A 23,728-nucleotide genomic window follows, 5' to 3' on the forward strand; every position below is an offset into this window, starting at 1 on the left:
AGGTTATATAAAGCTAGGCGAGCTACAAGTATCTTTTCTTGTTTTTCCTGAATCAGGAATCTTAATTCAAAACATTTTATTAAAATCAATTTAAGGTTTACGTTGTTTTCATTAATTGGCCTATAAATATTAAATTTAAATCCATAATCAAATTAATACATTTCTATTTCGTCCCCCAAAATTAAAAGTGAATATGGATGAAAACAAATTCTATTAACATAACACAAATAGTAAACGAAACTACTACCAAGATTAGCACAGATGATTTTGCTGTTTGCTGGATAAAAGATCAGGTTAAAGGAATTGAGATAGATAATATATTTTACGAAAATGTATCGAATTCAATTTTTTTTCTTGACCCAAGGTGCCATTGGAACATTCATAAGAGAAAATCGAACACCTCTTCCGGTTATGTATTGCACTTGTCCAGTGAAGTTTTAAATAATCCTATTTTAAGTAATCTTCATATTAATAAAGTACGCCTTTTCAATTCGGGTGAAATTCCGTTATTTAAATTAAGTCCGGGTATTGAAAAAAGAACGCAAGCCATTCTTGAAATGATAGACGAACTTTTAGGGTCAGAACTCAATCATAAAGAAGAAGCTATATTGTCTTTATTGAATGCATTTTTTGTTTACTGTGACGGACAATGCAACATTAAATCTATAGTTTCGAATAATAATTCTAAATCGAATATGGTCTATAAATTTAAAAAGCTTGTAGACAAACATATAGCCGAACAGCATGAGGTAGCAGAATATGCCAATCTACTAAATATAACTCCAAAATACTTGAATGAATGTGTAAAAGAAGTCCTTCATATGGGTTCTAAAAGTATTATTATTGAACAATTACTCATGCGGGCTCGTCATGCTTTAAAATTTTCAGATAAAACAATTAAGGAAATCAGTTTTGAATTAGGTTTTTCGACACCCGATTATTTCAGTTATTTTTTCAAAACCCATACCGGTATTACCCCTTCCACCTTGCGTAAAAACTAAAAGCTACTAAAATCAAGGTATTTACCGTGATTTTAACATTGCTACTATACCATTATCCATATAATTTACAGGAAAGATTTAATCATGGATAGAAAAAAATTTATTACAACATCGGGATTAGGATTAGGGTTAACACTAATACCAACCTTAGCACAAGGTCAATCATCAAATGAAGACACACAAACAGTTAGCACTAATGACCCAAAAATAATTACCAATGCTGAAGGCAGTGTACTAAATGTAATTGGCGATGTACAAACCCATAAACTTCTAGGGTCCGACACAGGCAATCAAATATTAGAATGGGTTTCTAATGTTGAACCTGGAGTTGGTATTCCCCCTCATATTCACACTAAAGAAGACGAAATATTCCGAGTTATTAAGGGTCAGGTTGAAATTATAGTGGACGGGGTAGCTACAATTCTGAATTCAGGAGATATGGCTTTTGCTCCCAAAAACATACCACACTCTTGGACTGTGGTTGGAACCGAAAGCGCCCAAATGATGTGCTCTGCTTTTCCATCGGGAATCGAAGAAATGTTCTCCGAATTATCTGAACTACCTCCCGGGCCTCCAGATTTTGAAAAAGTAACTGAAATTTGCGCTAAACACGGTATTAGCTTTGTATAAATAACATTGCTATTCACATGCTTCTACTAAGATTTTTAAAATCAGAATAATAGCAGCGTTTTATTAAGTATATCAATTAAAAGCGTGTTAAATATCTCTTTGGAAAAGAGTGCAATTGGCTATCTTTAGAATCGGCTAGATTATTCTTCATAAAATATACGATAACAAATCTTAATTCGGCCGTTATTCTATACCATGAAAAACTTTACTATTTCTATAGTTATAGCGCTTGTAATTAACGCATTTTGTTATGGTCAAGAAACATATTCTTATTCGCAGCCAAAACAATTGAACGACGGGTGGGTAACAAATAGTCTAATCGCACAAGATATTGACACCACCTTAATTCATAATTTTTTCAGTCAAGCAAAAAATAGAGCAAACAAACTACACAGCGTGCTATTAATTAAAAATAGCGAACTAATTATTGAAGAATATTTCAATGGTGCAGCAGCTAACAAACCGCACGACCTACGTTCTACCACAAAAAGTATACGCGCGATTTTAATGGGCATTGCTATAGACAAAGGATTTATTGAAAATGTAAATGACTCGATATCAAAATATTTAAAAAGTCCCGTTCCAAATAAAAACTTAGATCCTAGAAAAAATAAAATCACAATAAAACAGCTGCTAACGATGTCTAGCGGACTCGATTGTAACGATTGGGACAAAAAATCTAAAGGCCAAGAAGACAAAGTTTACAAGAAGAAAGATTGGCTTCAATATACATTAGACTTACCAATGCTTAATGATCCCGGTGCGGTATCGAATTACTGTTCTATGGGTGCTATCTTAATTGCAGAAATAATTAATCAGGCTTCCGGAATGACGATTGCAGAATTCGCCGAAAAATATTTATTCAATCCATTAGAAATTACGAATATCACTTGGGGACATACTTCGAATAAAGAAATCATTCCTGCTGGCAGAAGATTATATATGACCTCAAGGGATATGGCCAAAATTGGGCAACTAGTGCTTAATAAAGGGCTTTGGAATGGCAAGCAACTTGTTTCGAAAAATTGGGTGGAAGAAGCTACTACCCCAAAAACACAAATAACGGGAATTGACTATGGTTATTTTTGGTGGAACATTCCATTCAAAGTAAACGATAAAGTGATTGCTTCTAAAACAGCAACTGGCAATGGTGGGCAGTACATTATAATCTTACCAGAAATGGATATGGTGGCTATTTTTACAGGGGGAGCTTATAATTCGCAAGAAGACAAATTACCTTTTGCAATTGTGCAAGATGTATTGCTGCCGACATTTTCAAAATAAAAAATAACTAATAAAAATATTATTTCATATTAGGCCAACGCAACTAAGTGTAAAAAAATGAATCCGATAACCAACTTTATTACAAAAATTGACGAACAAGATTTGTGGGATAAGCAACTTCAATTAAAGCGTAAGGCATATGTAAAAGTTGAAGGAAGCATAGACACGAATCTCTATTTTGTAGTAAGTGGAAGTTTAAGAATATATGTATTGGATGGAAATGAAGAAAATATAATACGGTTTGGTTACAAGAATAATTTTATAGCATCTTTAGATTCCTTTATAAGTGAGAAACCATCCGATTTAATTATTCAGACCATAAAGAAAACCGAGCTAAAGATTATTAAAAAAAACAGATTTATGAACTTTATAGAAAGTTCAGAAGAAAACACCAGCATCTGGCTTAAGATGCTCGGAGACCTTATTTTTCAACAGTTAGAAAGAGAACGCGATATTTTAACTTCTTCGCCTATAGAACGATATAAAAGAGTATTGGCGCGGAGTCCACAATTGTTTCAAGAAATTCCAAATAAGTATATCGCATCATATTTAAGAATGACGCCAGAAACATTATCACGAATTAAAAAGTCTTAATCCAAATCAATGTTTTTGATTAACATAGTAGCGACTTTTGCATAAAAAATAATGAAAATAGCATCTGATAAATTAATTCAAGACCTAAAAGAACGAACCCAAGCTACTATTTATCAAGCTGAAGAATTTAGTGCACTATCAACCGAAAAACTCAATTGGCGTGCTAAAGAAAGTAGTTGGAGTATTTTAGAATGTTTTGAGCATTTAAACTTATACGGAAATTTTTATATTCCAGAAATAAAAACACAAATTGAAAGTTCAAAAACGGCGGACACTGAAGTTTTTAAATCAGGATTTTTAGGTAATTATTTTGCAAAAAGCATGTTACCCAAAGAGAAACTGAATACGATGAAAACTTTTAAGGACAAAAACCCCCTAGGTAGTACATTAGATAAAAAGACGATTGATCGCTATATTGGTCAACAAGAACAACTATTGAAACTTCTGAACAGCGCTAGAGAAATAAATTTAAACAAGACTAAAACGGCAATAAGTATATCAAAACTAATAAGATTGAAAATAGGAGATACGTTTAGAGTTGTAGTTTATCATAATGAAAGGCATTTAGTACAAGCACATAAAACATTCCACAACTTAGAAGGCTCACTATAAAATAGTAGTTTATATGCTAAATACTATGCAAGTTTTTCAACAAAAACCACCCATAAAATAATTAATTGCATTAAAATTTAAGAAAAGATCAAATTATTAAGATAATATCAAGGAATTTAATAAAAACGACAAACGATTAGAAAATCATAGCATTTATTCCCCTGATTATCCGAACTTTATAAGATGAAGATAAATCCTACACGGCAAGGACTAATAAATCAGATTGCAAAACTTAAAAAGCAAAATGAATTTCTTCAATCGCATATAACATTAACTACAGCGCAAGAATTAGAACTTCAAAGTATAAAAGATGAAGTAGAAGAAAGTGAGAAATACACCCAAACACTTCTTAACACTATGGGTGATTCGGTATTTGTAAAAAATGAAAAAAGCGAATTAATAATGGTTAATGATGCTTTTTCTAAGATGTTTAATTTACCACGCAAAGAAATTATAGGTAAAACACTTGCCGAACATGTTCCTATTAACGAGCGTGAAAGTTTTTTAAAAATTGACAATCAGGTACTCACAGACGGAATCGAAAATATTAATGAAGAGACGCTTTCTATAGCAGGAAAAGAAAGTCTAGTAATTTCAACAAGAAAATCGAGATTTATAGATGCTAGTGGACACAAATCACTTGTAGGTGTAATACGTGATATTACCGAACGTAAAAAAGCAGAAAAGGCATTAAAAGAAAGCGAAGAACAGCTTAGATTATTAAACAATACAAAAGATAAATTATTTTCAATTATAGCACATGATTTAAGAGGACCATTTGGTAATATTATAAGTCTTTCTACTTTGTTAAAAAGCAGTAAAAGTGTTTCAGAGGATTTAGAAACTAAAGAGATTGTCTCGTTAATAAATACGACTGCAAAAAACACACTGGTTTTACTCGACAATCTTTTAAACTGGGCACGCTCGCAAACTGGTGAACTTGTTATTAGACCATCCGACATTAGTTTATCCAAGGTTATCCAGGACACTATAAAAATCGAAAAATCACTTGCTAAGGCTAAGAATATAAAGCTACATTATAGTAATTCCAATAAAATAATACTATGCACGGACGAAAACATTCTTAAAACTGTGCTTAGAAATTTAATTTCGAATGCTATTAAATTCACACGCGTAGCAGGTGAAATAGAAGTAGCTGCTATTACAAAAAACAATCATGTTGAAATATCGGTTACAGACAATGGTGTTGGTATGTCAGAAGAAAAAGTAAAAACACTTTTTGAAATATCAGCAAATAATTCAACTCCTGGAACAGAAAGGGAAAAAGGTTCTGGTTTTGGTTTAGTGCTCTGCAAAGAATTTGTACATAAACTAAAAGGCACCATTTGGGCAGAAAGTGAAGTGGAAAAGGGAAGTACTTTTAAATTTAGCATTCCTATAAATGTGATAGAATAACATTAAAGGTTCACATTTCTTATTCCACTATCTTTACGGCTTCAAATCATATTAATGTCGTACACACTGCTTTCCTCCCCTTTACAAGGCTTTACCGATTATAACTTTCGCAATGCACAACAGAAGTACTTTGGAGGAATAGACACTTATTACGCACCTTATATACGTTTTAATAGAAAAATGATTATCAAGGGTTCGTACCAACGCGATTTGAACCCCGATGTAAATACTACTTTAGAAGTAATTCCGCAGGTAATGACAGCAGATGTTGATCATTTTTTATTTGTGATAAAATATATTCAATCGTTAGGTTATGCCGAATTAAACTGGAATTTAGGTTGCCCATATCCGATGGTAACAAATAGCGGCATGGGCTCTGGACTTATTTGCAATACAGAAAAAATAGATCACATTTTGGATCGTGCGCATAACGAGACAGATGTTACCATCTCAATAAAAATGCGTCTCGGTTATGAGAATAGTAATGAAATTTTAGATGCTTTTCCAATCTTAGAAAAATATCCATTAAAAAATGTAGCGATACATGCGCGCCTTGGCAAACAATTATACAAAGGTGGCGTAGATCTTGAAGCCTTCCAGAAGTGTGTAGCTGTTGCAAAACATACGTTATATTATAATGGGGATATAACCACAGTAGCCCAATTTAAAGCTATGCAAGAACGGTTTCCTTCTATTAAACATTTTATGATTGGTAGAGGTCTTATTATAAATCCGTTTTTACCAAGCATGATAAAAGCTGACACTACCGAATACCCTGAAAATCGATGGGATATTTTTAGAGAATTTCATGATACTATTTATAAGCAATACGACGATTTACTTTCTGGCCCTACGCCTATTAAGATGAAAATGCTTGGCTTTTGGGAATTCTTCTCGCAAGCTACTCATAATCCCCAAAAAGTATATAAAGCAATTAAAAAAGCAGAAAACCCTCATAAATACGTACAGGCCGTTGGGGATATTATCGCTACTCAAAAATTACATTCATAATAAAGCAGTTAATTTTTAGAATCTTCTAATCCCCATTTATCTAGATTACGCAATACTAGTTCTAAGGATTTTCCACGCTTACTTAAACTGTATTCAACTTTAGGTGGTACAACAGGGTAAACCTTTCTAGTAACAAGTCCATCTTTTTCAAGTTCTCGCACGGTTTGCGTAAACATTTTATTCGAAATACCAGGAATCTTTTTTTGTAAAATACCCGATCGCAAAGCACCCTCTAACAAATGGAATAAAATTAAAGGTTTCCACTTTGTACCAATAAGATTCATGGTATAATTTAATGGGCAGTACATTTCTTTATTCAACATAATTGTATTAAATAACTAATAATCAACAATTAACTCGTTTGGGTAACTATACTACTTTTTGGTAAGTTATTGCCAATATGGCAAAAATAGAATAATTTTGTACTCAAAATAGCATTGAATGAAAAATAACAGCAATTACCCCAAATCATTTTCACATATTGGCATTACCGTACCTGATATAAATAAAGCAGTTAGTTTTTATAAAGATGTTATGGGATGGTATGTAATTATGTCTCCGTCGAAAATTAGTAAGGAAAGTGATACTGCTATCGGGCAAATGTGTATTGATGTTTTCGGAGAAGCGTGGGAATATTTTGAAATTGCACACATGTCTACTTCAGATGGTATTGGTATTGAACTATTTTCTTTTCCTCATGGCGTAAAAGAAAAGCCGGAATTTAACCCATTCAATACAGGTTTATTTCATTTCTGTGTTCAAGATCCAGATATTAAAAATCTAACCAAAAAAATAGTGGAACACGGCGGAAAACAAAGAATGCCTATTCGTGAGTATTACCCAAATGAAAAGCCCTATAAAATGGTTTATGTTGAAGACCCCTTCGGTATTGTATTTGAAATTTATACCCACAGCTACGAATTAACCTATTCTTCTGGAGCTTACCAAGATTAAGTTATTCAGCTTTTGAGACCATCATAATTAGGGTCTATCCTATAAATTAACACTACTAACTTTCTAATCTTAGAAGTTAGTAGGTATTTTTTATATAAGATTTTTATCAATTAAATTTTGATTTGTAATTTTATTAATCGTAATATTGCAATGAACAAATTAAAGAAAACAAATGGGCTTAGCTAAAACTGAAATGTTTACAGACCAGCAAAACGAGATATCGTTATTTGCAAAAGTGTTTGGACATCCTGCAAGAGTAGCTATTTTACAGCACTTGTTTAAAATAGATACGTGTGTTTGTGGAGATTTGGTAAACGAAATTGGACTTGCGCAACCCACAATATCACAACACTTAAAGGAGCTTAAAAATTTAGGGCTGATTAAAGGTAACGTAGAAGGAACAAGTGTTTGCTATTGTATTGATACTAAAAATTGGACAGAAATGAAGGAAACAATGTCCGAATTTTTAAATCAAGACATTTCTAAAAAATCGAACTGCTGCTAAAAAAAATTATTTTAATTAATCGTATAATCGCAATAAACAAATATAGTTATGAAACTATCAGAAATAAAAAACAAACTAAATCAATTAGAAACAATTTCATTTAAATTACCAAATGGGGAATTAGTACCAAACCATTTTCATGTTACCGAAGTAGGTAAAGTTACAAAACACTTTATTGATTGTGGCGGTACCGTAAGAAACGAAGAAGTTGTAAACTTTCAACTTTGGAATGCAAATGATTACGACCATCGATTACATCCAGAGAAATTAGTCCATATTATTGAACTTTCAGAAAAAGTTTTAGGAATAGAAGATTTAGAGGTTGAAGTAGAATACCAAGGTGATACCATTGGAAAATTCGGTCTAGATTTCGACGGCACTAATTTTCTATTAACAACCAAACAAACAGACTGTTTAGCAAAAGATCAATGCGGAGTACCTGCTGAAAAGCCAAAATTAAAATTTGCCGATTTAAGTAATGAAACTAGTTGCACACCAGGTGGCGGATGTTGCTAATTAAACTTCATAAAATTTAAAAAATGATTGATACAAAATCAACGGTATTTGCTAGCATATCGGAAGTTATTAAAGAGTTAAGACCTGAAACTATTTCTGAAGAACGCAAAGCTATTCTACAACCTTTAACTGAATTTATTCAGTCCAAAGTAGCTGAAGGTAAAGAAATCAGAATCAATTTTATCTGCACGCACAATTCGAGAAGAAGTCATTTATCACAGGTTTGGGCACAAACTTTGGCAAATTATTTTAATGTGAAAAATGTATCGTGTTATTCTGGTGGAACAGAGGCCACAGCACTTTTTCCAATGGCCGCAGAGACCTTGCAAAAATCTGGTTTTCAGATTAAGAAAATAGCAGAAGGTAGCAACCCGATTTATAGCATTAAATATGCGGATAACGAGCATCCAATAATCGGTTTTTCTAAAAAGCTAGATGATGATTTTAATCCGAAATCTGAGTTTGCTGCAATTATGACCTGTTCGCAAGCCGATGGTGGTTGTCCGTTTATAGCAGGAGCAGAAAAGCGAATACCAATTACTTTCGAAGATCCAAAAGTATTTGATAATACGCCACAGCAAGCCGAAAAATATAATGAAAGAAGCATACAGATTGCAACCGAATTACATTTCGTTTTCTCACAAATTACTTCCTAAAAAATGGCAATAAAAAAATTAAGTTTTCTCGACAGAAATCTGACTTTATGGATATTTGTAGCAATGGCTATTGGAGTTGGGCTTGGATACTTTATACCCACTTTTCCAGATTTTATAAACTCTTTTAGTAGCGGTACAACCAACATTCCGATTGCTATTGGTTTAATTTTAATGATGTACCCGCCATTAGCAAAGGTGAATTATGCATTGTTACCAAAAGTTTTTAAAAACACTAAAATCCTTTCCATTTCACTCATTCTAAATTGGATAGTTGGCCCTGTTTTAATGTTTATTTTGGCAATTACCTTTTTAAGAGAGTACCCCGAATACATGGTAGGCCTCATTCTAATTGGCTTAGCACGTTGTATTGCCATGGTCTTAGTGTGGAATGACCTAGCAGAAGGAAGTAGCGAATACGGCGCTGGTTTAGTCGCTTTAAATAGTATTTTTCAGGTCTTCGCTTATAGTTTTTATGCATGGTTATTTATTACAGTGCTTCCACCCTACTTTGGTTTTGAAGGTGCTATAGTAGATATTTCAATCGCAACCATTGCAGAAAGCGTTGCCATATATTTAGGAATTCCATTTCTGTTAGGCATTTTAAGTCGACTAATTTTAGTAAAACTTAAAGGCGAAGAATGGTATACCAAAAAATTTATTCCTACAATTTCGCCATTAACTTTAATTGCGCTTCTTTTTACAATTGTGGTTATGTTCTCGCTAAAAGGAGAATTAATAGTTGAAATCCCTATGGATGTTTTAATAATTGCTGTTCCTTTATTAATCTATTTCACCCTCATGTTTATTATTGGTTTTTTCTTTACAAAAGCTATGGGTGCAGAATATGACAAAACCGCAGCTGTTGCTTTTACCGCTGCAGGGAACAATTTTGAATTAGCCATTGCTGTAGCCATTGCTGTATTCGGACTTAACTCTGGGCAGGCATTCGCAGGAGTAATTGGTCCGTTGGTTGAAGTACCAGCTTTAATTTTATTAGTACGCGTTTCTTTTTGGTTACGAAAGAAGTATTACGGGAATGCAATCGCATAAAGTCCGCTACATAAATTACTATTCATCGTATGAAAAGTAATATATTTTCATACGGTGTTTTTTTTGAAATAAATACATCTATTACAGAATGTTTACATTGCAGTATATTAGCAACACTAACACTTTCAGATGAATTCAAGAAATCACAAGTCACTATTCCATTCTATTTTATTGGTTAGCCTAGTGCTAACACTAAATAGCTGTTTTAATACGGGTAAAAAAACCACTGAAAAGTCAACTGAAAAAGATTCTGTAGTTACCAAGTATCCTAGTGATGTTATTCCGTTTATGAAAGAATGGAAAATTCTTTTAGGTGATGGAACAAAATCTGATGAATTGGTAAACTATAAAAAGGAGGATTTCTTTTATGTTGCAACTGATGATAAAGCAGACTGGGTTGTTTATAAAACTCCTAATTCTGGAATTACCTCTCGTACATCTAGTAATACAAGAACCGAACTAGGGCAAAAAGAACATTGGATTCCTGAAGTTGGTGGAAAATTAACAGGAACGTTAAAAGTTATGCATGTATCTACCTCAGCTGATGCTCGAGTAGCTGCTTCTTACTCGGTAGTTGTTGGTCAAATTCATAGTGATGAAGGAAATGAAAATGAACCCCTTAAGATTTTTTACAAAAAATTTCCTGGACATAAAAAAGGTTCTGTTTTTTGGAATTATGAAATTAATACGGAAGGTGATAATGCTAAACGCTGGGACTATTCAACAGCAGTTTGGGGTAATGATATGTCTGTTGTTGGCGATAATGCAACCTCGTATCCAGAAGAACCAGTAGATGGCATTGAACTTGGAGAGGAGTTTAGCTATGAAGTAAATGTATATAAAGGAATAATGTATCTCACCTTTACTAGTGAAGGACACGAGACAGTAAAATTCACGAAAAATTTATTAAAATCAGATTTCTCAACCAAAGCAAAAATTCCAGAGCAAATATGGACGCTATATGCTTCTATAGGCCGCGACGGTGTAGAAATAGATACTGCCTATGCTGGCGAAATACAATACTTTAAACAGGGTGCCTATAATCAGACTAATGGAAAGAAACCTGAAGATAATATTGTTTGGAGTACTGGATCTGAAACGTATGGTGGTGATATTGAAAAGCAATATGCGAACGGCTGTTATGCAGAAGTATGGTTTAAAAATGCAACTGTAGGTCCGAGTATAGCACCTACCGACGAATAGCTGCTTAGCCAAGATTCTTTGGTTTAAATTTATTTTAAGGCAGAAAATTCTGCTTTAAGTACATATAAAAAGAAGTTATTCTCCTAGAACTTTCGAACCAGCCTTTTTGGCGGCTAAAATTGGCCAAGAATCTTGTTGTATTTGAGATAACATTAAAGCACCTTCTAAAAGCACCATTATCTCATCACTACATTCTTTACACTCAGTAATGGTTCGAGATGTATCTTTAAGTTGATTAAAGACAAAATCATGTATTTCATTTTTAGAATTTCGGACTGCCACTTTAATAGAATTCTGGTCTTTCGGAATATCTGTAATAATATTTTGAAATCCACATCCTCTATAATCAACTTCCTGCAGCCAAAGAATCAGATAGTCAAATAGTCCAAGAATTTTATCGTATCCGGTCTTGTGAACCGATAATTTCTCGTTCAAATCTACCATCCAGGTTTCCTGTCTTTTTTCCAAGTAAGCAACAGCAATAGCTTCTTTAGACCCAAAGTGCCTGTACATACTATCTTTTGAAACCTCAGCCTTTTCCAAGATTTTATTAATTCCGGTTTGATTATATCCGTCATAATAGAATAAATCAGACGCAGCTGTAATAATTTTATCCTTTACACTTACTTTGCTCATTTTATAAAATTAATCAAAAATATACATACAGACAAGTCTGTACGATTTCAATTTTTAACCTTATCCCTTAACAAAACCAACATTACATTTTTGATTGTCTGTATTTTAGCATTCAAATTCGAAAAATTATAACTTAAATTTTCATCAACAAACTAAGCAAAAGTCTAAAAATAGGACTTCACATTTTATCAAATTTATCACACTGGCGTTTTATTAATTATAGATAACCTTCTCAGGGTATAAAAACGTAAATTTCAAAATGTAACCTGCATAGAACTATATGAGAAAATAGATTTACTTTTATAGGTAGTTAACCAAGACCATAATATTCATTAAAGTTTTTATGAGTAAAATCGATATTAGAACTGTAGCCGTTGTTCAATATATAAAGCCTTTGCGTGAAGGAGGTTCACTACCCGCAATAGTTAAAGCGGACGATGGCTTTCTTTATGTATTAAAGTTTAGAGGAGCTGGCCAAGGTAAAAAGGCTTTAATTGCCGAGTACATTGGCGGTGAACTTGCAAGAGCAATGGGACTAAAAGTACCAGAATTGGTTTTTATAAATTTAGACGATTCATTTAGCAAGACAGAGCCAGATGAAGAAATACAAGACTTACTTAAATTTAGTGTTGGTTTGAATTTAGGATTACATTTTCTTTCAGGCTCCATAACTTTTGACCCATTGGTTTCAAATGTTGATGCAATGACAGCTTCAAAAGTAGTAGTATTAGATAGCCTTATTAGTAATATAGACCGCACTGCCAAAAACACAAATTTGTTACAGTGGAATAATGAATTGTGGATAATAGATAATGGAGCGAGCTTTTATTTCCATCATAATTGGAAAGATTGGGAGGGTCATCTTACGCGGACCTTTCCTTTAATAAAAGACCATGTGCTTTTACCAAAAGCTACCAGATTAGAAGAGGCTGCAAACGAAATATTGAAACTAGTAAATGAAGAAAAAATCATTGAAATTATATCGAATATTCCCGAAGATTGGCTTATTAATGAAATAGATGATTTAAGTCCGGATGAAATGAGAGCTGCATATGTCAAATTTATTAATACAAAATTTGCGATGATTACATTATTAGTTAAAGAGGCTAGCGATGCAAGATAAATCTACCTTTGAATATGCTATTATAAGAGTTGTTCCTAAAGTTGAACGCGAAGAATTTTTTAATGTAGGCGTAATTCTTTTTTCTAAGCCAAAGAGATTTCTTGATATTAAATATCATATTAATGAAGAGAAATTAAAAGCTTTTGCTCCTGATTTAGAAATGGGGTTACTAACTGACTATTTAGATGCTTGGAAACTAATTTGCGATGGAAATCAATCTGGCGGTCCTATTGGAAAAATGGAAATTTCAGACAGATTTCGTTGGTTAACAGCGTGCAGAAGCACCATAATACAAAGTTCTAAAACGCATCCGGGCTTATGCGATGACCCTAAAAAAGAATTAGAAAATATATTTAAAAGATGTGTTATGTAAATGCCTTTATTATAAAATCATCTGAATATAATAAGGTAAAGCCTATAGTTTAGAATCGTGCAAAATGCAACTAATCTATTATATATCCGTTCTATAGCTACAAAATTCTGGTCATGTTTGAAATACATGAATAAATAGAAATGATGTCATGAATAAAGCGCAATTACCAAAAGATTTACAAACAGTAATAGGAGACGAAGAAATAGACTTTGCAACATATGCAAGGCGTAATCAACCCAAATCGCTATCATATGGTATAATACTATTTTCTCTTTTTTGGTTGACATTACCCGCTATTGGTTCATATGCTTTTTTTGGCCCATTATTTAAAGGGGAAGAGGTACATTTTAAATCGAATGATGTACCCACTACAGCTAGTATAGATAACCTAGAGCCAATGATTGTACCTTCGTTGTTACTACTTCTATTTATGGTAATTGGTTTAGGAATGCTCATTTGGGGAATAATAATGCTCACTAAAAAAGGTGGTTTTTTTGTTGGTACAGCAACGAGATTAATTAACTATAGAAATGGGAATATCAAGTATTTTGACTGGGAACAATTCACAGGAAATACAGAACTTAATATTAAAAAGGAAAATATTTCACTAGAAATGCGCAGAGGTAAAATGAGTTCGAGAAAGAATAGTCCAGATAAATTTATTCCCGAAACACTTCACATATCGGGCATCGATAATCTGTTAAAAATAGAAAAAATATGCCGTCAAAGAATTAAAGAGAATGACCCTACCCCAAGCCAAAACTTGCGAACTATAACAGAATAAACACCATATTTAGCCATATTGAAAAATAAAAAATCCATATGTGACTAAAGTCACTGCACAGGTAATTACATATGTCGAGATTCGCATCATAAACTAATCAATGATGAAAATCAAAGTCCTTAAACTACTTGCCGTATGCGTACATGCATTGCAATAATTTATGGAATAGCGCTCGTTGTTGATACATTAATAACTAATTAAAGTAAATAACGATGAAAAAAAACATGGGTAATACAGATAGAATGATCAGAATTATTGTAGCCGCAATTATTGGTATTCTTTATTTTACCAATATAATCTCAGGTACATTAGGCCTTATTCTACTAATAGCATCAGTAGTATTTATTTTCACCAGTGTTATTAGTTTTTGTCCTTTATATACTTTGTTTGGATTAAACACTTGTCCGTTAGATAGCAAAAAGTAACTGAACAATAATAACTTAAAAGCTAAGGTCACAGCATTTCAATTCACTTAAGTATATGTTGGTAATGTTCCCTTAAAACCAATTGTATTTGGTAATCTACGGAGTGCTGTTACTTACTTGAAGTAATTTACCATTATAGAGTTTATTTCCTGACAGGGCAAACTCTTTAATATAAGCTGCCATTTCTAAGGCCGTGGTAGGCGCTTGATATCCAGGAAAAGCTTCTGCTAACATTTCTGTTTGTACAGCACCTAATGCCAGTACGTTAAAAGATGGACCCGATTCTTTAAATTCTTCAGCCCATAGTTCTGTTAAAGTAATTACAGCCGCTTTACTAGAACTATATGCAGACAGCCCAGGAAACTTCATACTACCTTGCACACCACCCATAGAACTAATTGTTACCACATGTCCGTTTTTAGGCATTTTAGGTATTACCATTCTTGTAATATCAGCAACACCATAAACATTTACTTTGTAGACCTCTTCAAATTCTTTTGATGTCGTATCTAAAAATGGTTTATTTAATAAGCGCCCTGCATTATTAATAATAATATCCACGGATGACCAATCGGAATTTAAAAAGTTTTCCAATTTTGTAAAATCCGCTGTATTTGATAAATCAAAAGAGAAGGAATTGATGTTCTCGTGATTTAAATTTTCTATTGCAGTTACATTTCTAGACAATGCCAAAACTTTATGGCCATTATCTGCAAAAAGTTTAGCCAATTCAAAGCCAATTCCTCTACTGGTACCCGTAATAATAACATTAGCCATTAGTTGTACTTAATTTCTTTTATAGGTGCATTTACAATGCCTTCTACAGCAGGTATTGTTTTATTGACAACTTCCGCCATATGATCAAAATTCATGATAGCAGCTTCATCACCAACTTTGTGATAATGATTAAAGTTTGTGAAATCAAAAGTGCAGAAAGTTTGTGAAGGAACATTAAACTCTAAATGGAAAGCATAATTATCGGAACGCTTAAATAAATTCATTTGAGCCGCTGAAGGCAAGTAACCAATTAAATTTTCTTTAGCATATTTGTTCGCTATTTCAGCAAGATTAGATTTTTGAAAACCAGTTACATACATAAAGTAATCTTTATTTTGAAGTGGCACACCAACCATTTCAAAATTAAGCATTGTATACAAATTTATATTTTCGGCTTTAAGCCTTTTTGCTAAATGTTTTGATCCTAATAATCCTTTTTCTTCTGCGGTAAAAAGAGCAAAAATAATACTACGCTTATTTAGTTTGTTGGTGCTAAAGTATCTTGCAAGTTCTAATACCGTTGTAGTTCCCGAAGCATTATCATTAGCTCCATTAGCTATTGAATCTGTACCCACTAAAGTTGCAGTTCCTATATGGTCGTAATGCGCACCGAGAATAACAATTTCATTTTTTAAATTCGCATCATTTCCTTCTAGAAAGCCAACAACATTATAGGCTATCCCTTCAAAATTTGAAATTGTATCGCGATAGCTATCAAAGTAAGGAGCTATTCCATTTTCCTTAAAAGTATATGCTATAAGACTTGCAGCTTTAGCAATGCCTTCTGTACCAGCTTCGCGACCTTTAAGTTCATCGGAAGCTAAAAAAGATATAATCTTTCCAACATTTTCCGAATTAGAAAATGTTGGAAGATTAGTAATTAATTTATTTTGTGATAGTCTATTGTCGTCGACTACATTTTTAGTATCGCTATCAACAACAGTTGTATCCATTCCCTTTGATGTGGACTGAATATCGGCAGGGTCTGTTTGTTTTAATTTAGTAGTACCACATGCTGAAATAAGTATCGCAATACATACTACGAATAATCTTTTCATCATTGCTTTACGCTACTAAAATTAAAAAATATTGGTTTATTTAATTAAGCCAACATTGTAACAGGGTTTTCCAAGAACGCTTTTAAAGTTAATAAGAATTGTGATCCTGTTGCACCATCAACAGTTCTATGATCACAAGCTAGAGTAACTTTCATAGTTTTACCTACAACAATTTCCCCTTTGCGAACAACCGGTTTTTCAACAATAGCACCTACAGATAAAATTGCAGAATTCGGCTGATTGATAATCGAAGTAAATTCAACAATACCAAACATTCCAAGATTAGAAACTGTAAATGTACTTCCGTCCATTTCAGCTGGAGTTAATTTTTTAACTCTTGCTCTACCAGCCAAATCTTTAACCGATGCTCCAATTTGTGTAAGCGTCATTTGATCTGTAAACTTTAATACAGGAACCACCAAACCATCATCAACAGCTACGGCTACACCAACATTTACATTATGGTTATATTTTGTAGTATCACCATTCCAAGTTGTATTTACTTGTGGATGCTTTTTCAATGCCATTGCACAAGCTTTTACTACCATATCATTAAAAGATACTTTAATATCAGGCAAGTCATTTATTTGTAAGCGAGAAGCCCAAGCATTATCCATATCAACTTCAATGGTCAAATAATAATGTGGTGCGGTAAACTTAGATTCACTTAAACGCTTCGCAATGGTTTTACGCATTTGCGAATTCTTCACTTCTTCTGTACTTTCTTGACCAACAGGCAAGTTAACAGGTGTAGTAGCTACAGCACTAGATGCTGAAACATCTGCAGATGCAACAGCAGGTGCACTTTTTTGAGAAGGCTGATAATTTTCGATATCCTTTTTAACAATACGTCCATTATCACCACTACCGCTAACTGTACTTAAATCGATTCCTTTATCAGCAGCAATCTTCTTAGCTAATGGTGAAGCAAAAATTCTTTGACCATCATTTGTTGCGGCAGGTTGTGCAGTACTTGTGGTAGCAGCCTCAGCTACAGTTTCAGTTTTTTCCTCAGATGAATCACTAGCAGGTGCTCCAGCTGAACTTAATACAGCTGCAACATCAGTGCCTTTCGGTCCGATAACTGCAAGAACATCATCAACAGGTGCAGATTCACCTTCTTGTATCCCTATATGTAAAAGCGTACCATTATAGAATGATTCAAATTCCATAGTAGCTTTATCCGTTTCTATTTCGGCAAGTATATCTCCCTCTTCAACTTCATCGCCTACTTTTTTCAACCAAGAAGCAACTGTACCTTCTTCCATGGTATCACTTAATCGCGGCATTTTTATAATTTCAACGCCTTCTGGTATTTCAGCTACAGCACTAGGTGCTGCTGCAACTGGTTCTTCTACTCTTGGAGCTTCTGCTACTTCTTCGGTAGCAGCACCATCGGATGAACCATTTAATAAGCCAGAAATATCTTCACCTTCTTCGCCAATAATCGCTAGAAGAGTGTCTACCGGAGCACCATCACCTTCTTCAATACCGATATGCAAAAGCGTACCTTCATTAAAAGACTCAAACTCCATGGTGGCTTTGTCAGTTTCAATTTCGGCAAGAATATCACCTTCTTCAACTTTATCACCTACTTTTTTCAACCATTTGGCAACTGTACCTTCTTCCATGGTATCGCTAAGCCGGGGCATATTTACTACTATTGCCATTCTTTTTTATTTATGTTGTACAAATGGAAAATCCTCTTGCTCGTAAACCATATCATACAATTGATTTAATGGCGGATATTCTGATTCTTCAGCGAATTTCTCACATTCTTTAACCAAATCTTTCACGTGCTTATCTATTCCTTTTATTTCATCTTCGGTAGCGTAACCTTCTGTTTTGATTACCTCTAGCACCTGTGAAATTGGATCTATTTTCTTATACTCCTCAACCTCATCTTTTGTTCTGTAGTGCTGAGCATCAGACATTGAGTGTCCACGATAACGATAGGTTTTCATTTCTAAGAAAGTTGGTCCACCACCACTACGTGCTCTTTCAACAGCTTTACTCACTTCTTGAGCCACAGCTACTGGATCCATACCATCTACTGGTCCACAAGGCATTTCATACCCTAAGCCTAATTTCCATATTTCGGTTGAATGCGATGTTCTTGCAACTGAAGTACCCATAGCATAGCCATTGTTTTCACAAATAAAAACAACTGGCAATTGCCAAAGCATAGCTAAGTTAAAAGTTTCGTGCAAAGAACCTTGTCTTACAGCACCATCACCCATATAACAAAGTGTAACATTATCACGCTTGAAATATTTATCACCGAAAGCCATACCAGCACCCAAAGGAATTTGACCACCTACAATACCATGACCGCCATGAAATCTGTGTTCCTTAGAAAAAATATGCATAGAACCACCCATACCTTTTGAGGTACCGGTTACTTTTCCATAAAGTTCAGCCATCACACGTTTTGGGTCTACACCCATACCAATAGGTTGAACGTGATTTCTATATGCCGTAATCATTCTATCTTTCGTCAGATCCATTGCATGCAACGAACCAGCTAATACAGCCTCTTGTCCATTATACAAATGCAAAAATCCTCTAACTTTTTGTTGAATATATACTGCGGCAAGCTTGTCCTCGAACTTTCTCCAGAACAACATATCTTCATACCACTTTAGATATGTTTCCTTTGTAATTTTATCCATTTATACCTATTTATTCAGAATTTATAAATGCTAGTCTACCATACCATAAAAGTTGGATGGGAGACAAAAATACATATTAATTTTTAGAAAAAAATGGGCTTTAAAACGATTTATAGATATAAATCTTAAAGGCATCTATAAATCTTCTAGAGAAAAGAACTATCGAAAGCAAAAGGAATTAAGTCTAAAACCGAGTCGCACTGAATAATCTGTCCTATTTCACCCATCATAAGAATTTGGATAGGCTTTTTTTGCTTCTGTTCATATTCAGCCATTGATTGCCTGCAGATACCACATGAAGTTACTGGGGCAACTACTTTATGATTTTGAGAGGTTGCAGTAATAGCAATAGCTTCTATTTCTATTCCAGGATATTTTGCACCTGCGTATAGTATCGCTACACGTTCTGCACAAACACCAGCGGGGTATGATGCATTTTCTTGGTTACTTCCAATTACAGTTATACCATTTTTTAAAAGTACAGCTGCGCCAACTTGAAACTTAGAATAAGGTGCATAAGCATTTTCTCTAGCAGAAATAGCACTTTGCATCAAATTTTGTTGTTTAGAAGAGAGTTCTTCGAAAGAATCGAACAAATTATAATCAAATTCTAATTTCTGTTTTTGCATAAGTCAATAAGGTAATACTCAAAAATAAGAAACCCCGACGGATTGCCATCAGGGTCGTTTTATATATTATATTTTATCTAATCGTTAAAATACTCTTGTCCTAAATTAAACGTAAGTGAGAAACGTAATGTATTCTCTAAAGGATTTCGAACTTGTGATGTGGCAAACAAATATGATAAATCTATTTGTGTCATTTTAAATCGAAAACCAGCTCCTAATGTAAAAAACTTACGAGAACCTTTTTCTTCACTTTCATTAAAATAACCGGTACGAACCATAAAAGCATCTTGATAAACATATTCTGCTCCTAGAGCCCAAGTCATTTCTTTTAATTCTTCACCAAATCCATCAGGAGCATCTCCAAACGATTTGAAAACTCCACTAAAAGCACCTATTTCTTGATACTCTGCATTATCTAGTGCGTCAATTGCACCATCTCCATTAAAATCTTTAGGTGTTGGCACTAATAATTTATTAAATTCAGTAGTTAAACCTATAACATTGTCTTGATCCAAGATAAAATCAAAACCAACACCTAATTTCATATTAGCTGGTATAAAATTTTCTTGTCCACCTTCGTCATACTGAATCTTTCCTCCTAAGTTAGAAAAATTGAAACCAGCTCTCCATCGGCCATCAAAACTATTATATGCCTTCTCTCTAGAATAGTAGTAACCTGCTACATCTATACCAAAAGTACTACCTGCTTGAGAATCTACTGAAGCATCTTGTGGTAATTTGAGGTTTGATCTAATATAACGACCACCTACTGCCATTGAAAAAGTTGGACTCAATTTTAAAGAGTACGTACCATCAAAAGCCAATTCATTTGGTTTAACAGTTGTACCTGGGTCATTAGCAAATTGTCTAAGTTCAATTTTACCCAGTGTAAAATAACGTATCCCAACTGCGAAAGCACTACGATCATTTATTTTATTATAATAACTAGCATTCAATAAAGAAATATCTGTAATAATACTTTCCAAGTAAGGGGTATAACTTAAGCCAATACCCATTTGTCTTTCTGCAAACGCAAATTTTGCAGGGTTCCATTGTTGCGAGAATGCATCTGTAGAAGTTGCGACTCCCATATCTCCCATACCAGCAGCTCTTGCATCAGCAGCAATCGTTAAAAACGGTACTGCAGTGGTAATTACACGTTGTTCGGTTTGAGCAGATAATTTGATGGCAAAAACCAGTATAATTAGTATCGATAATTTCTTCATCTTAAATCGGTAAATTTAATTGGTCTACAATTAGTAACTAACAAGCATACCTATTTATGTAACATAGACACCCCTTGTTAACATGTAAACGAGCATTTCTATGATATCTTGTGTCTGTATAAAAATAAATTGATGTTTCCGTTAACAAGTGAATACGTTACAACCAAGTTATTTTAAAAGAATTATTAAAATAGTTTATTTTCTATAAATAATGTTGTTACAAATAACCCCGTATTTAAAAGAAAACTTAATACCCATACTATATGATGTTTTGTATCGTTATTATTTATGACGAATTAGATCAATGAGGCATTACACTAATAATAGATACACAATTATTTTTTGAAGCCATAAAATATTATGTCTAATTCATCGTTTAATTAGCCGAAAGTGACCCTTTAAATTAATCAAAACACAATTCTCGAACTACACATTTAAAGTAGTTCAAATGTTTGAACTCAAGTCGTAATTATGAAAAAACAGTTTATCAAAGTTGTACTTTCTTGTGCCGTGATAGCGGGAGGTTTTACAGTTACCAGCTGTAATAAGTCTTCTGGCTCTTCAAAGAACGTATCAAGAGCAACCGGATGGAAAATCAATGCCAAAGAAGGCGGTTTTCAGTTCAATACAGATTTTAAGGAGCAAGAAACTGCTCCCGGACTTGTATTTGTAGAAGGTGGTACGTTTACTAAAGGTAAAGTACAAGATGATGTTATGCACGATTGGAACAACACACCAACATCGCAGCACGTACAGTCATTTTATATGGATGAAACAGAGGTAACCAATGTTATGTACTTGGAGTATCTTGATTATTTAAAAAGTGTTTATCCTCCAGAAAATCCTAAATACACGAATATTTATACGGGCGCATTACCTGACACATTGGTATGGCGTAACCGTTTAGGTTTTAATGAAACAATGACGAATAACTATTTACGTCACCCGGCATATGCAGAATATCCGGTAGTTGGTGTAAACTGGGTTCAAGCAACACAATTTGCTGAATGGAGAACGGATCGTGTTAACGAAGCTATGCTTGAGAAAGAAGGGTACTTAGCTAAGGATGCTAAATACCAAGCTGTTTCTGGTGAAGTACAAGGTACTTTTAGTACTGAGGCGTATTTAAACAGACCAGAATCTGTTTATAATGGTCAAATAGATTCTTTACAAGGAAAGCAGAAAAAAGATAGTACAGCTACATATGCTAAGCGCAGTAGTGGTGTTATTATGCCAGAATATCGTTTACCTACAGAAACTGAATGGGAATATGCTGCTCAGGCAAACCAAGGTACTCGTGAATACAACAACTATAGAGGTAGAAAGAAATATCCTTGGGAAGGCGATTATACTAGAAACGGAAATCGTGTTGGAAGAGGTGATCAATTAGCTAACTTTAAGCAAGGTAAAGGTGATTACGGCGGAATTGCAGGATGGTCTGATGATGGTGCTGATATTACTGCTCAAGTAAAATCTTACAAGCCGAACGACTTAGGATTGTATGATATGGCAGGTAACGTTGCTGAATGGGTTTCTGATGTATACCGACCAATAGTTGATGATGAAATAAGTGATTTCAATTATTATAGAGGAAATATCTATATGAAATCTGCAATCGGTGAAGATGGTAAAGTAAATGTACTTAGAGATTCTATTGTTTATGACACATTACCAAACGGAAAAATCGTTGCTGTGAATTTACCAGGCGAAATTAAAATGGTGCCTGTAGATGAGCAAGAAACATACTTAAGAACGAATTTTGATTCTAGTGATAACAGAGGATACAGAGATGGTGATGCAGGTTCTTCACGATTCTTCGATCGCTTTAGTGATGAGGAGGATGAAGAGGATCCAAATGCTAGAAAGATGTATGACTCACCTAGACATAAAGTAGAGCGTGATTCAGCAGGAAGTTTAGTACGTCAGTACGACAAATCGAACAACAGAACATCTTTAATCAACGATGAAGTAAGAGTATTTAAAGGTGGTGCATGGAATGATAGAGCTTATTGGTTAGATCCAGCTCAAAGGCGCTACTTACCTCAATATATGGCGACAGATTACATCGGCTTTAGATGTGCAATGTCCAGAGTTGGTTCTAAGTCTAAAACTAAGAACAAAACCCCAAGAGGCAAAAAGGCGAGATAATATAAGCTTGAAAAAGAAAATTAACCCTGACGAATTATCGTCAGGGTTTTTTTTTGTTTAAAACCTAAACCAGAAGAATTTACCCCTGCACCCCTGCTTCTTCATATAGCTTTTCAAAAACGCTATAGAACATTTAAACATAGAATAGACAGTTCTTCATAAAAGCATTCCTAGCATGTAATAAGACACATCATAGTTCTTATATAGAATAGTGATATTCCCTTTTTCCAACCGCAGTACTAAGTGAAAAATACACTCTCAATTAAATTTGTCGCTTATTCAACTTACTTTTATCTAGGTATACAAATTCCTGAAGCGCTTAAAGCAAGCCAAAATTCTTCTAAAAAACTTAAATGTCGTTCATCGAGCGCTCACCTACGTTTATCGATTAAAGGCCTATTTTTCAGGTTCAAATTTCTTCTTTTTGTATTTCAACGTTTATTTT

26 protein-coding genes are annotated in these 23,728 nt (G+C 33.9%); 18 read left to right on the plus strand and 8 right to left on the minus strand.

Annotation, left to right across the window (positions count from 1 at the left end; genetic code table 11):
• Positions 1-197 precede the first annotated feature (197 nt).
• The 7 genes from UH7x_RS04310 to UH7x_RS04340 all read left to right on the plus strand — a co-directional run bounded on the left by UH7x_RS04310 (position 198) and on the right by UH7x_RS04340 (position 6,548).
• On the plus strand, positions 198-1,001 hold the full coding sequence (locus UH7x_RS04310; RefSeq protein WP_482362493.1) for a helix-turn-helix domain-containing protein: 804 nt from the start codon (positions 198-200) through the stop codon (positions 999-1,001).
• Between the two features lie 84 nt (positions 1,002-1,085).
• Positions 1,086-1,631, plus strand: coding sequence for a cupin domain-containing protein (locus UH7x_RS04315; protein WP_482362494.1), 546 nt, complete (start codon positions 1,086-1,088; stop codon positions 1,629-1,631).
• 195 nt (positions 1,632-1,826) lie between these two features.
• A complete protein-coding gene (locus tag UH7x_RS04320; RefSeq protein WP_482362495.1) occupies positions 1,827-2,915 on the plus strand; it encodes a serine hydrolase domain-containing protein in 1,089 nt (362 codons plus the stop codon).
• A gap of 57 nt (positions 2,916-2,972) precedes the next feature.
• The gene (locus tag UH7x_RS04325) at positions 2,973-3,509 is read left to right on the plus strand and encodes a Crp/Fnr family transcriptional regulator (RefSeq protein WP_482362496.1); all 537 of its coding nucleotides are present in this window, start codon (positions 2,973-2,975) and stop codon (positions 3,507-3,509) included.
• A gap of 51 nt (positions 3,510-3,560) precedes the next feature.
• Entirely contained in the window at positions 3,561-4,121 is a 561-nt protein-coding gene (locus tag UH7x_RS04330; RefSeq protein WP_482362497.1) for a DinB family protein, read from the plus strand.
• 183 nt (positions 4,122-4,304) lie between these two features.
• On the plus strand, positions 4,305-5,537 hold the full coding sequence (locus UH7x_RS04335) for a PAS domain-containing sensor histidine kinase (protein ID WP_482362498.1): 1,233 nt from the start codon (positions 4,305-4,307) through the stop codon (positions 5,535-5,537).
• Between the two features lie 54 nt (positions 5,538-5,591).
• On the plus strand, positions 5,592-6,548 hold the full coding sequence (locus UH7x_RS04340) for a tRNA dihydrouridine synthase (RefSeq protein ID WP_482362499.1): 957 nt from the start codon (positions 5,592-5,594) through the stop codon (positions 6,546-6,548).
• Between the two features lie 8 nt (positions 6,549-6,556).
• Here the strand turns inward: UH7x_RS04340 and UH7x_RS04345 are convergent, their stop codons facing one another.
• Complete coding sequence (locus UH7x_RS04345; protein WP_482362500.1) at positions 6,557-6,871, minus strand: winged helix-turn-helix transcriptional regulator; 315 nt, start codon at positions 6,869-6,871, stop codon at positions 6,557-6,559.
• Positions 6,872-6,989: 118 nt separating this feature from the next.
• Between UH7x_RS04345 and UH7x_RS04350 the strand changes: the two genes are divergently transcribed.
• From UH7x_RS04350 to UH7x_RS04375, 6 genes are all read left to right on the plus strand, one after another.
• Positions 6,990-7,502: a lactoylglutathione lyase family protein gene (locus UH7x_RS04350; RefSeq protein ID WP_482362501.1), complete on the plus strand. Its 513-nt coding sequence runs from the start codon at positions 6,990-6,992 to the stop codon at positions 7,500-7,502.
• Positions 7,503-7,674: 172 nt separating this feature from the next.
• Positions 7,675-8,007 (plus strand): ArsR/SmtB family transcription factor, encoded by a 333-nt coding sequence (locus UH7x_RS04355; protein WP_482362502.1) that lies wholly within the window; start codon positions 7,675-7,677, stop codon positions 8,005-8,007.
• 48 nt (positions 8,008-8,055) lie between these two features.
• The gene (locus UH7x_RS04360) at positions 8,056-8,523 is read left to right on the plus strand and encodes a DUF6428 family protein (protein WP_482362503.1); all 468 of its coding nucleotides are present in this window, start codon (positions 8,056-8,058) and stop codon (positions 8,521-8,523) included.
• A gap of 23 nt (positions 8,524-8,546) precedes the next feature.
• Complete coding sequence (locus UH7x_RS04365) at positions 8,547-9,179, plus strand: arsenate-mycothiol transferase ArsC (protein ID WP_482362504.1); 633 nt, start codon at positions 8,547-8,549, stop codon at positions 9,177-9,179.
• A 3-nt stretch (positions 9,180-9,182) separates the two neighbouring features.
• A complete protein-coding gene (arsB, locus tag UH7x_RS04370) occupies positions 9,183-10,229 on the plus strand; it encodes an ACR3 family arsenite efflux transporter (RefSeq protein ID WP_482362505.1) in 1,047 nt (348 codons plus the stop codon).
• A gap of 129 nt (positions 10,230-10,358) precedes the next feature.
• Complete coding sequence (locus tag UH7x_RS04375; protein ID WP_482362506.1) at positions 10,359-11,432, plus strand: polysaccharide lyase family 7 protein; 1,074 nt, start codon at positions 10,359-10,361, stop codon at positions 11,430-11,432.
• Between the two features lie 75 nt (positions 11,433-11,507).
• On the opposite strand, the gene UH7x_RS04380 is transcribed toward UH7x_RS04375, so the two are convergent.
• The gene (locus UH7x_RS04380; RefSeq protein ID WP_482362507.1) at positions 11,508-12,068 is read right to left on the minus strand and encodes a TetR/AcrR family transcriptional regulator; all 561 of its coding nucleotides are present in this window, start codon (positions 12,066-12,068) and stop codon (positions 11,508-11,510) included.
• Between the two features lie 343 nt (positions 12,069-12,411).
• Between UH7x_RS04380 and UH7x_RS04385 the strand changes: the two genes are divergently transcribed.
• From UH7x_RS04385 to UH7x_RS04400, 4 genes are all read left to right on the plus strand, one after another.
• Entirely contained in the window at positions 12,412-13,191 is a 780-nt protein-coding gene (locus UH7x_RS04385; RefSeq protein ID WP_482362508.1) for a HipA family kinase, read from the plus strand.
• A complete protein-coding gene (locus tag UH7x_RS04390; protein ID WP_482362509.1) occupies positions 13,181-13,564 on the plus strand; it encodes a DUF3037 domain-containing protein in 384 nt (127 codons plus the stop codon). The genes UH7x_RS04385 and UH7x_RS04390 overlap by 11 nt, the downstream gene beginning before the upstream one ends.
• Positions 13,565-13,712: 148 nt before the next feature.
• Entirely contained in the window at positions 13,713-14,348 is a 636-nt protein-coding gene (locus UH7x_RS04395; RefSeq protein WP_482362510.1) for a hypothetical protein, read from the plus strand.
• Positions 14,349-14,560: 212 nt separating this feature from the next.
• Positions 14,561-14,773 (plus strand): YgaP family membrane protein, encoded by a 213-nt coding sequence (locus UH7x_RS04400; RefSeq protein WP_482362511.1) that lies wholly within the window; start codon positions 14,561-14,563, stop codon positions 14,771-14,773.
• Between the two features lie 96 nt (positions 14,774-14,869).
• Here UH7x_RS04400 and UH7x_RS04405 read toward each other — a convergent pair whose 3' ends face one another.
• The 6 genes from UH7x_RS04405 to porV form a co-directional block, all read right to left on the minus strand.
• Entirely contained in the window at positions 14,870-15,550 is a 681-nt protein-coding gene (locus UH7x_RS04405; protein WP_482362512.1) for an SDR family NAD(P)-dependent oxidoreductase, read from the minus strand.
• Entirely contained in the window at positions 15,550-16,608 is a 1,059-nt protein-coding gene (locus tag UH7x_RS04410; protein WP_482363574.1) for a M28 family metallopeptidase, read from the minus strand. The genes UH7x_RS04405 and UH7x_RS04410 overlap by 1 nt, the downstream gene beginning before the upstream one ends.
• A 44-nt stretch (positions 16,609-16,652) precedes the next feature.
• Positions 16,653-18,278, minus strand: coding sequence for a dihydrolipoamide acetyltransferase family protein (locus UH7x_RS04415; RefSeq protein WP_482362513.1), 1,626 nt, complete (start codon positions 18,276-18,278; stop codon positions 16,653-16,655).
• A 6-nt stretch (positions 18,279-18,284) separates the two neighbouring features.
• Complete coding sequence (gene pdhA, locus UH7x_RS04420) at positions 18,285-19,280, minus strand: pyruvate dehydrogenase (acetyl-transferring) E1 component subunit alpha (protein ID WP_482362514.1); 996 nt, start codon at positions 19,278-19,280, stop codon at positions 18,285-18,287.
• Between the two features lie 146 nt (positions 19,281-19,426).
• On the minus strand, positions 19,427-19,909 hold the full coding sequence (cdd, locus tag UH7x_RS04425; protein WP_482362515.1) for a cytidine deaminase: 483 nt from the start codon (positions 19,907-19,909) through the stop codon (positions 19,427-19,429).
• Positions 19,910-19,986: 77 nt separating this feature from the next.
• Positions 19,987-21,135 (minus strand): type IX secretion system outer membrane channel protein PorV, encoded by a 1,149-nt coding sequence (gene porV / locus UH7x_RS04430; RefSeq protein ID WP_482362516.1) that lies wholly within the window; start codon positions 21,133-21,135, stop codon positions 19,987-19,989.
• A gap of 471 nt (positions 21,136-21,606) precedes the next feature.
• Here porV and gldJ point away from each other — a divergent pair, with 471 nt between their 5' ends.
• Positions 21,607-23,283: a gliding motility lipoprotein GldJ gene (gene gldJ, locus UH7x_RS04435; protein WP_482362517.1), complete on the plus strand. Its 1,677-nt coding sequence runs from the start codon at positions 21,607-21,609 to the stop codon at positions 23,281-23,283.
• The last annotated feature ends 445 nt before the right edge of the window (positions 23,284-23,728 follow it).

Source organism: Aurantibacter sp. UH7 (genome assembly GCF_056839165.1).

What these genes read in the sequence shown, in the direction of transcription:
- UH7x_RS04375 (WP_482362506.1), top strand. Translation starts at nt 10,359, where the DNA reads ATGAATTCAAGAAATCACAAGTCACTATTCCATTCTATTTTATTGGTT.
- UH7x_RS04345 (WP_482362500.1), bottom strand. Translation starts at nt 6,871, where the DNA reads ATGTTGAATAAAGAAATGTACTGCCCATTAAATTATACCATGAATCTT.
- UH7x_RS04335 (WP_482362498.1), top strand. Translation starts at nt 4,305, where the DNA reads ATGAAGATAAATCCTACACGGCAAGGACTAATAAATCAGATTGCAAAA.
- UH7x_RS04350 (WP_482362501.1), top strand. Translation starts at nt 6,990, where the DNA reads ATGAAAAATAACAGCAATTACCCCAAATCATTTTCACATATTGGCATT.
- UH7x_RS04405 (WP_482362512.1), bottom strand. Translation starts at nt 15,550, where the DNA reads ATGGCTAATGTTATTATTACGGGTACCAGTAGAGGAATTGGCTTTGAA.
- UH7x_RS04395 (WP_482362510.1), top strand. Translation starts at nt 13,713, where the DNA reads ATGAATAAAGCGCAATTACCAAAAGATTTACAAACAGTAATAGGAGAC.
- UH7x_RS04390 (WP_482362509.1), top strand. Translation starts at nt 13,181, where the DNA reads ATGCAAGATAAATCTACCTTTGAATATGCTATTATAAGAGTTGTTCCT.
- gldJ (WP_482362517.1), top strand. Translation starts at nt 21,607, where the DNA reads ATGAAAAAACAGTTTATCAAAGTTGTACTTTCTTGTGCCGTGATAGCG.
- UH7x_RS04365 (WP_482362504.1), top strand. Translation starts at nt 8,547, where the DNA reads ATGATTGATACAAAATCAACGGTATTTGCTAGCATATCGGAAGTTATT.
- UH7x_RS04330 (WP_482362497.1), top strand. Translation starts at nt 3,561, where the DNA reads ATGAAAATAGCATCTGATAAATTAATTCAAGACCTAAAAGAACGAACC.
- porV (WP_482362516.1), bottom strand. Translation starts at nt 21,135, where the DNA reads ATGAAGAAATTATCGATACTAATTATACTGGTTTTTGCCATCAAATTA.
- UH7x_RS04380 (WP_482362507.1), bottom strand. Translation starts at nt 12,068, where the DNA reads ATGAGCAAAGTAAGTGTAAAGGATAAAATTATTACAGCTGCGTCTGAT.
- UH7x_RS04310 (WP_482362493.1), top strand. Translation starts at nt 198, where the DNA reads ATGAAAACAAATTCTATTAACATAACACAAATAGTAAACGAAACTACT.
- UH7x_RS04325 (WP_482362496.1), top strand. Translation starts at nt 2,973, where the DNA reads ATGAATCCGATAACCAACTTTATTACAAAAATTGACGAACAAGATTTG.
- UH7x_RS04340 (WP_482362499.1), top strand. Translation starts at nt 5,592, where the DNA reads ATGTCGTACACACTGCTTTCCTCCCCTTTACAAGGCTTTACCGATTAT.
- arsB (WP_482362505.1), top strand. Translation starts at nt 9,183, where the DNA reads ATGGCAATAAAAAAATTAAGTTTTCTCGACAGAAATCTGACTTTATGG.
- UH7x_RS04400 (WP_482362511.1), top strand. Translation starts at nt 14,561, where the DNA reads ATGAAAAAAAACATGGGTAATACAGATAGAATGATCAGAATTATTGTA.
- UH7x_RS04415 (WP_482362513.1), bottom strand. Translation starts at nt 18,278, where the DNA reads ATGGCAATAGTAGTAAATATGCCCCGGCTTAGCGATACCATGGAAGAA.
- UH7x_RS04385 (WP_482362508.1), top strand. Translation starts at nt 12,412, where the DNA reads ATGAGTAAAATCGATATTAGAACTGTAGCCGTTGTTCAATATATAAAG.
- pdhA (WP_482362514.1), bottom strand. Translation starts at nt 19,280, where the DNA reads ATGGATAAAATTACAAAGGAAACATATCTAAAGTGGTATGAAGATATG.
- UH7x_RS04320 (WP_482362495.1), top strand. Translation starts at nt 1,827, where the DNA reads ATGAAAAACTTTACTATTTCTATAGTTATAGCGCTTGTAATTAACGCA.
- UH7x_RS04360 (WP_482362503.1), top strand. Translation starts at nt 8,056, where the DNA reads ATGAAACTATCAGAAATAAAAAACAAACTAAATCAATTAGAAACAATT.
- cdd (WP_482362515.1), bottom strand. Translation starts at nt 19,909, where the DNA reads ATGCAAAAACAGAAATTAGAATTTGATTATAATTTGTTCGATTCTTTC.
- UH7x_RS04315 (WP_482362494.1), top strand. Translation starts at nt 1,086, where the DNA reads ATGGATAGAAAAAAATTTATTACAACATCGGGATTAGGATTAGGGTTA.
- UH7x_RS04410 (WP_482363574.1), bottom strand. Translation starts at nt 16,608, where the DNA reads ATGAAAAGATTATTCGTAGTATGTATTGCGATACTTATTTCAGCATGT.
- UH7x_RS04355 (WP_482362502.1), top strand. Translation starts at nt 7,675, where the DNA reads ATGGGCTTAGCTAAAACTGAAATGTTTACAGACCAGCAAAACGAGATA.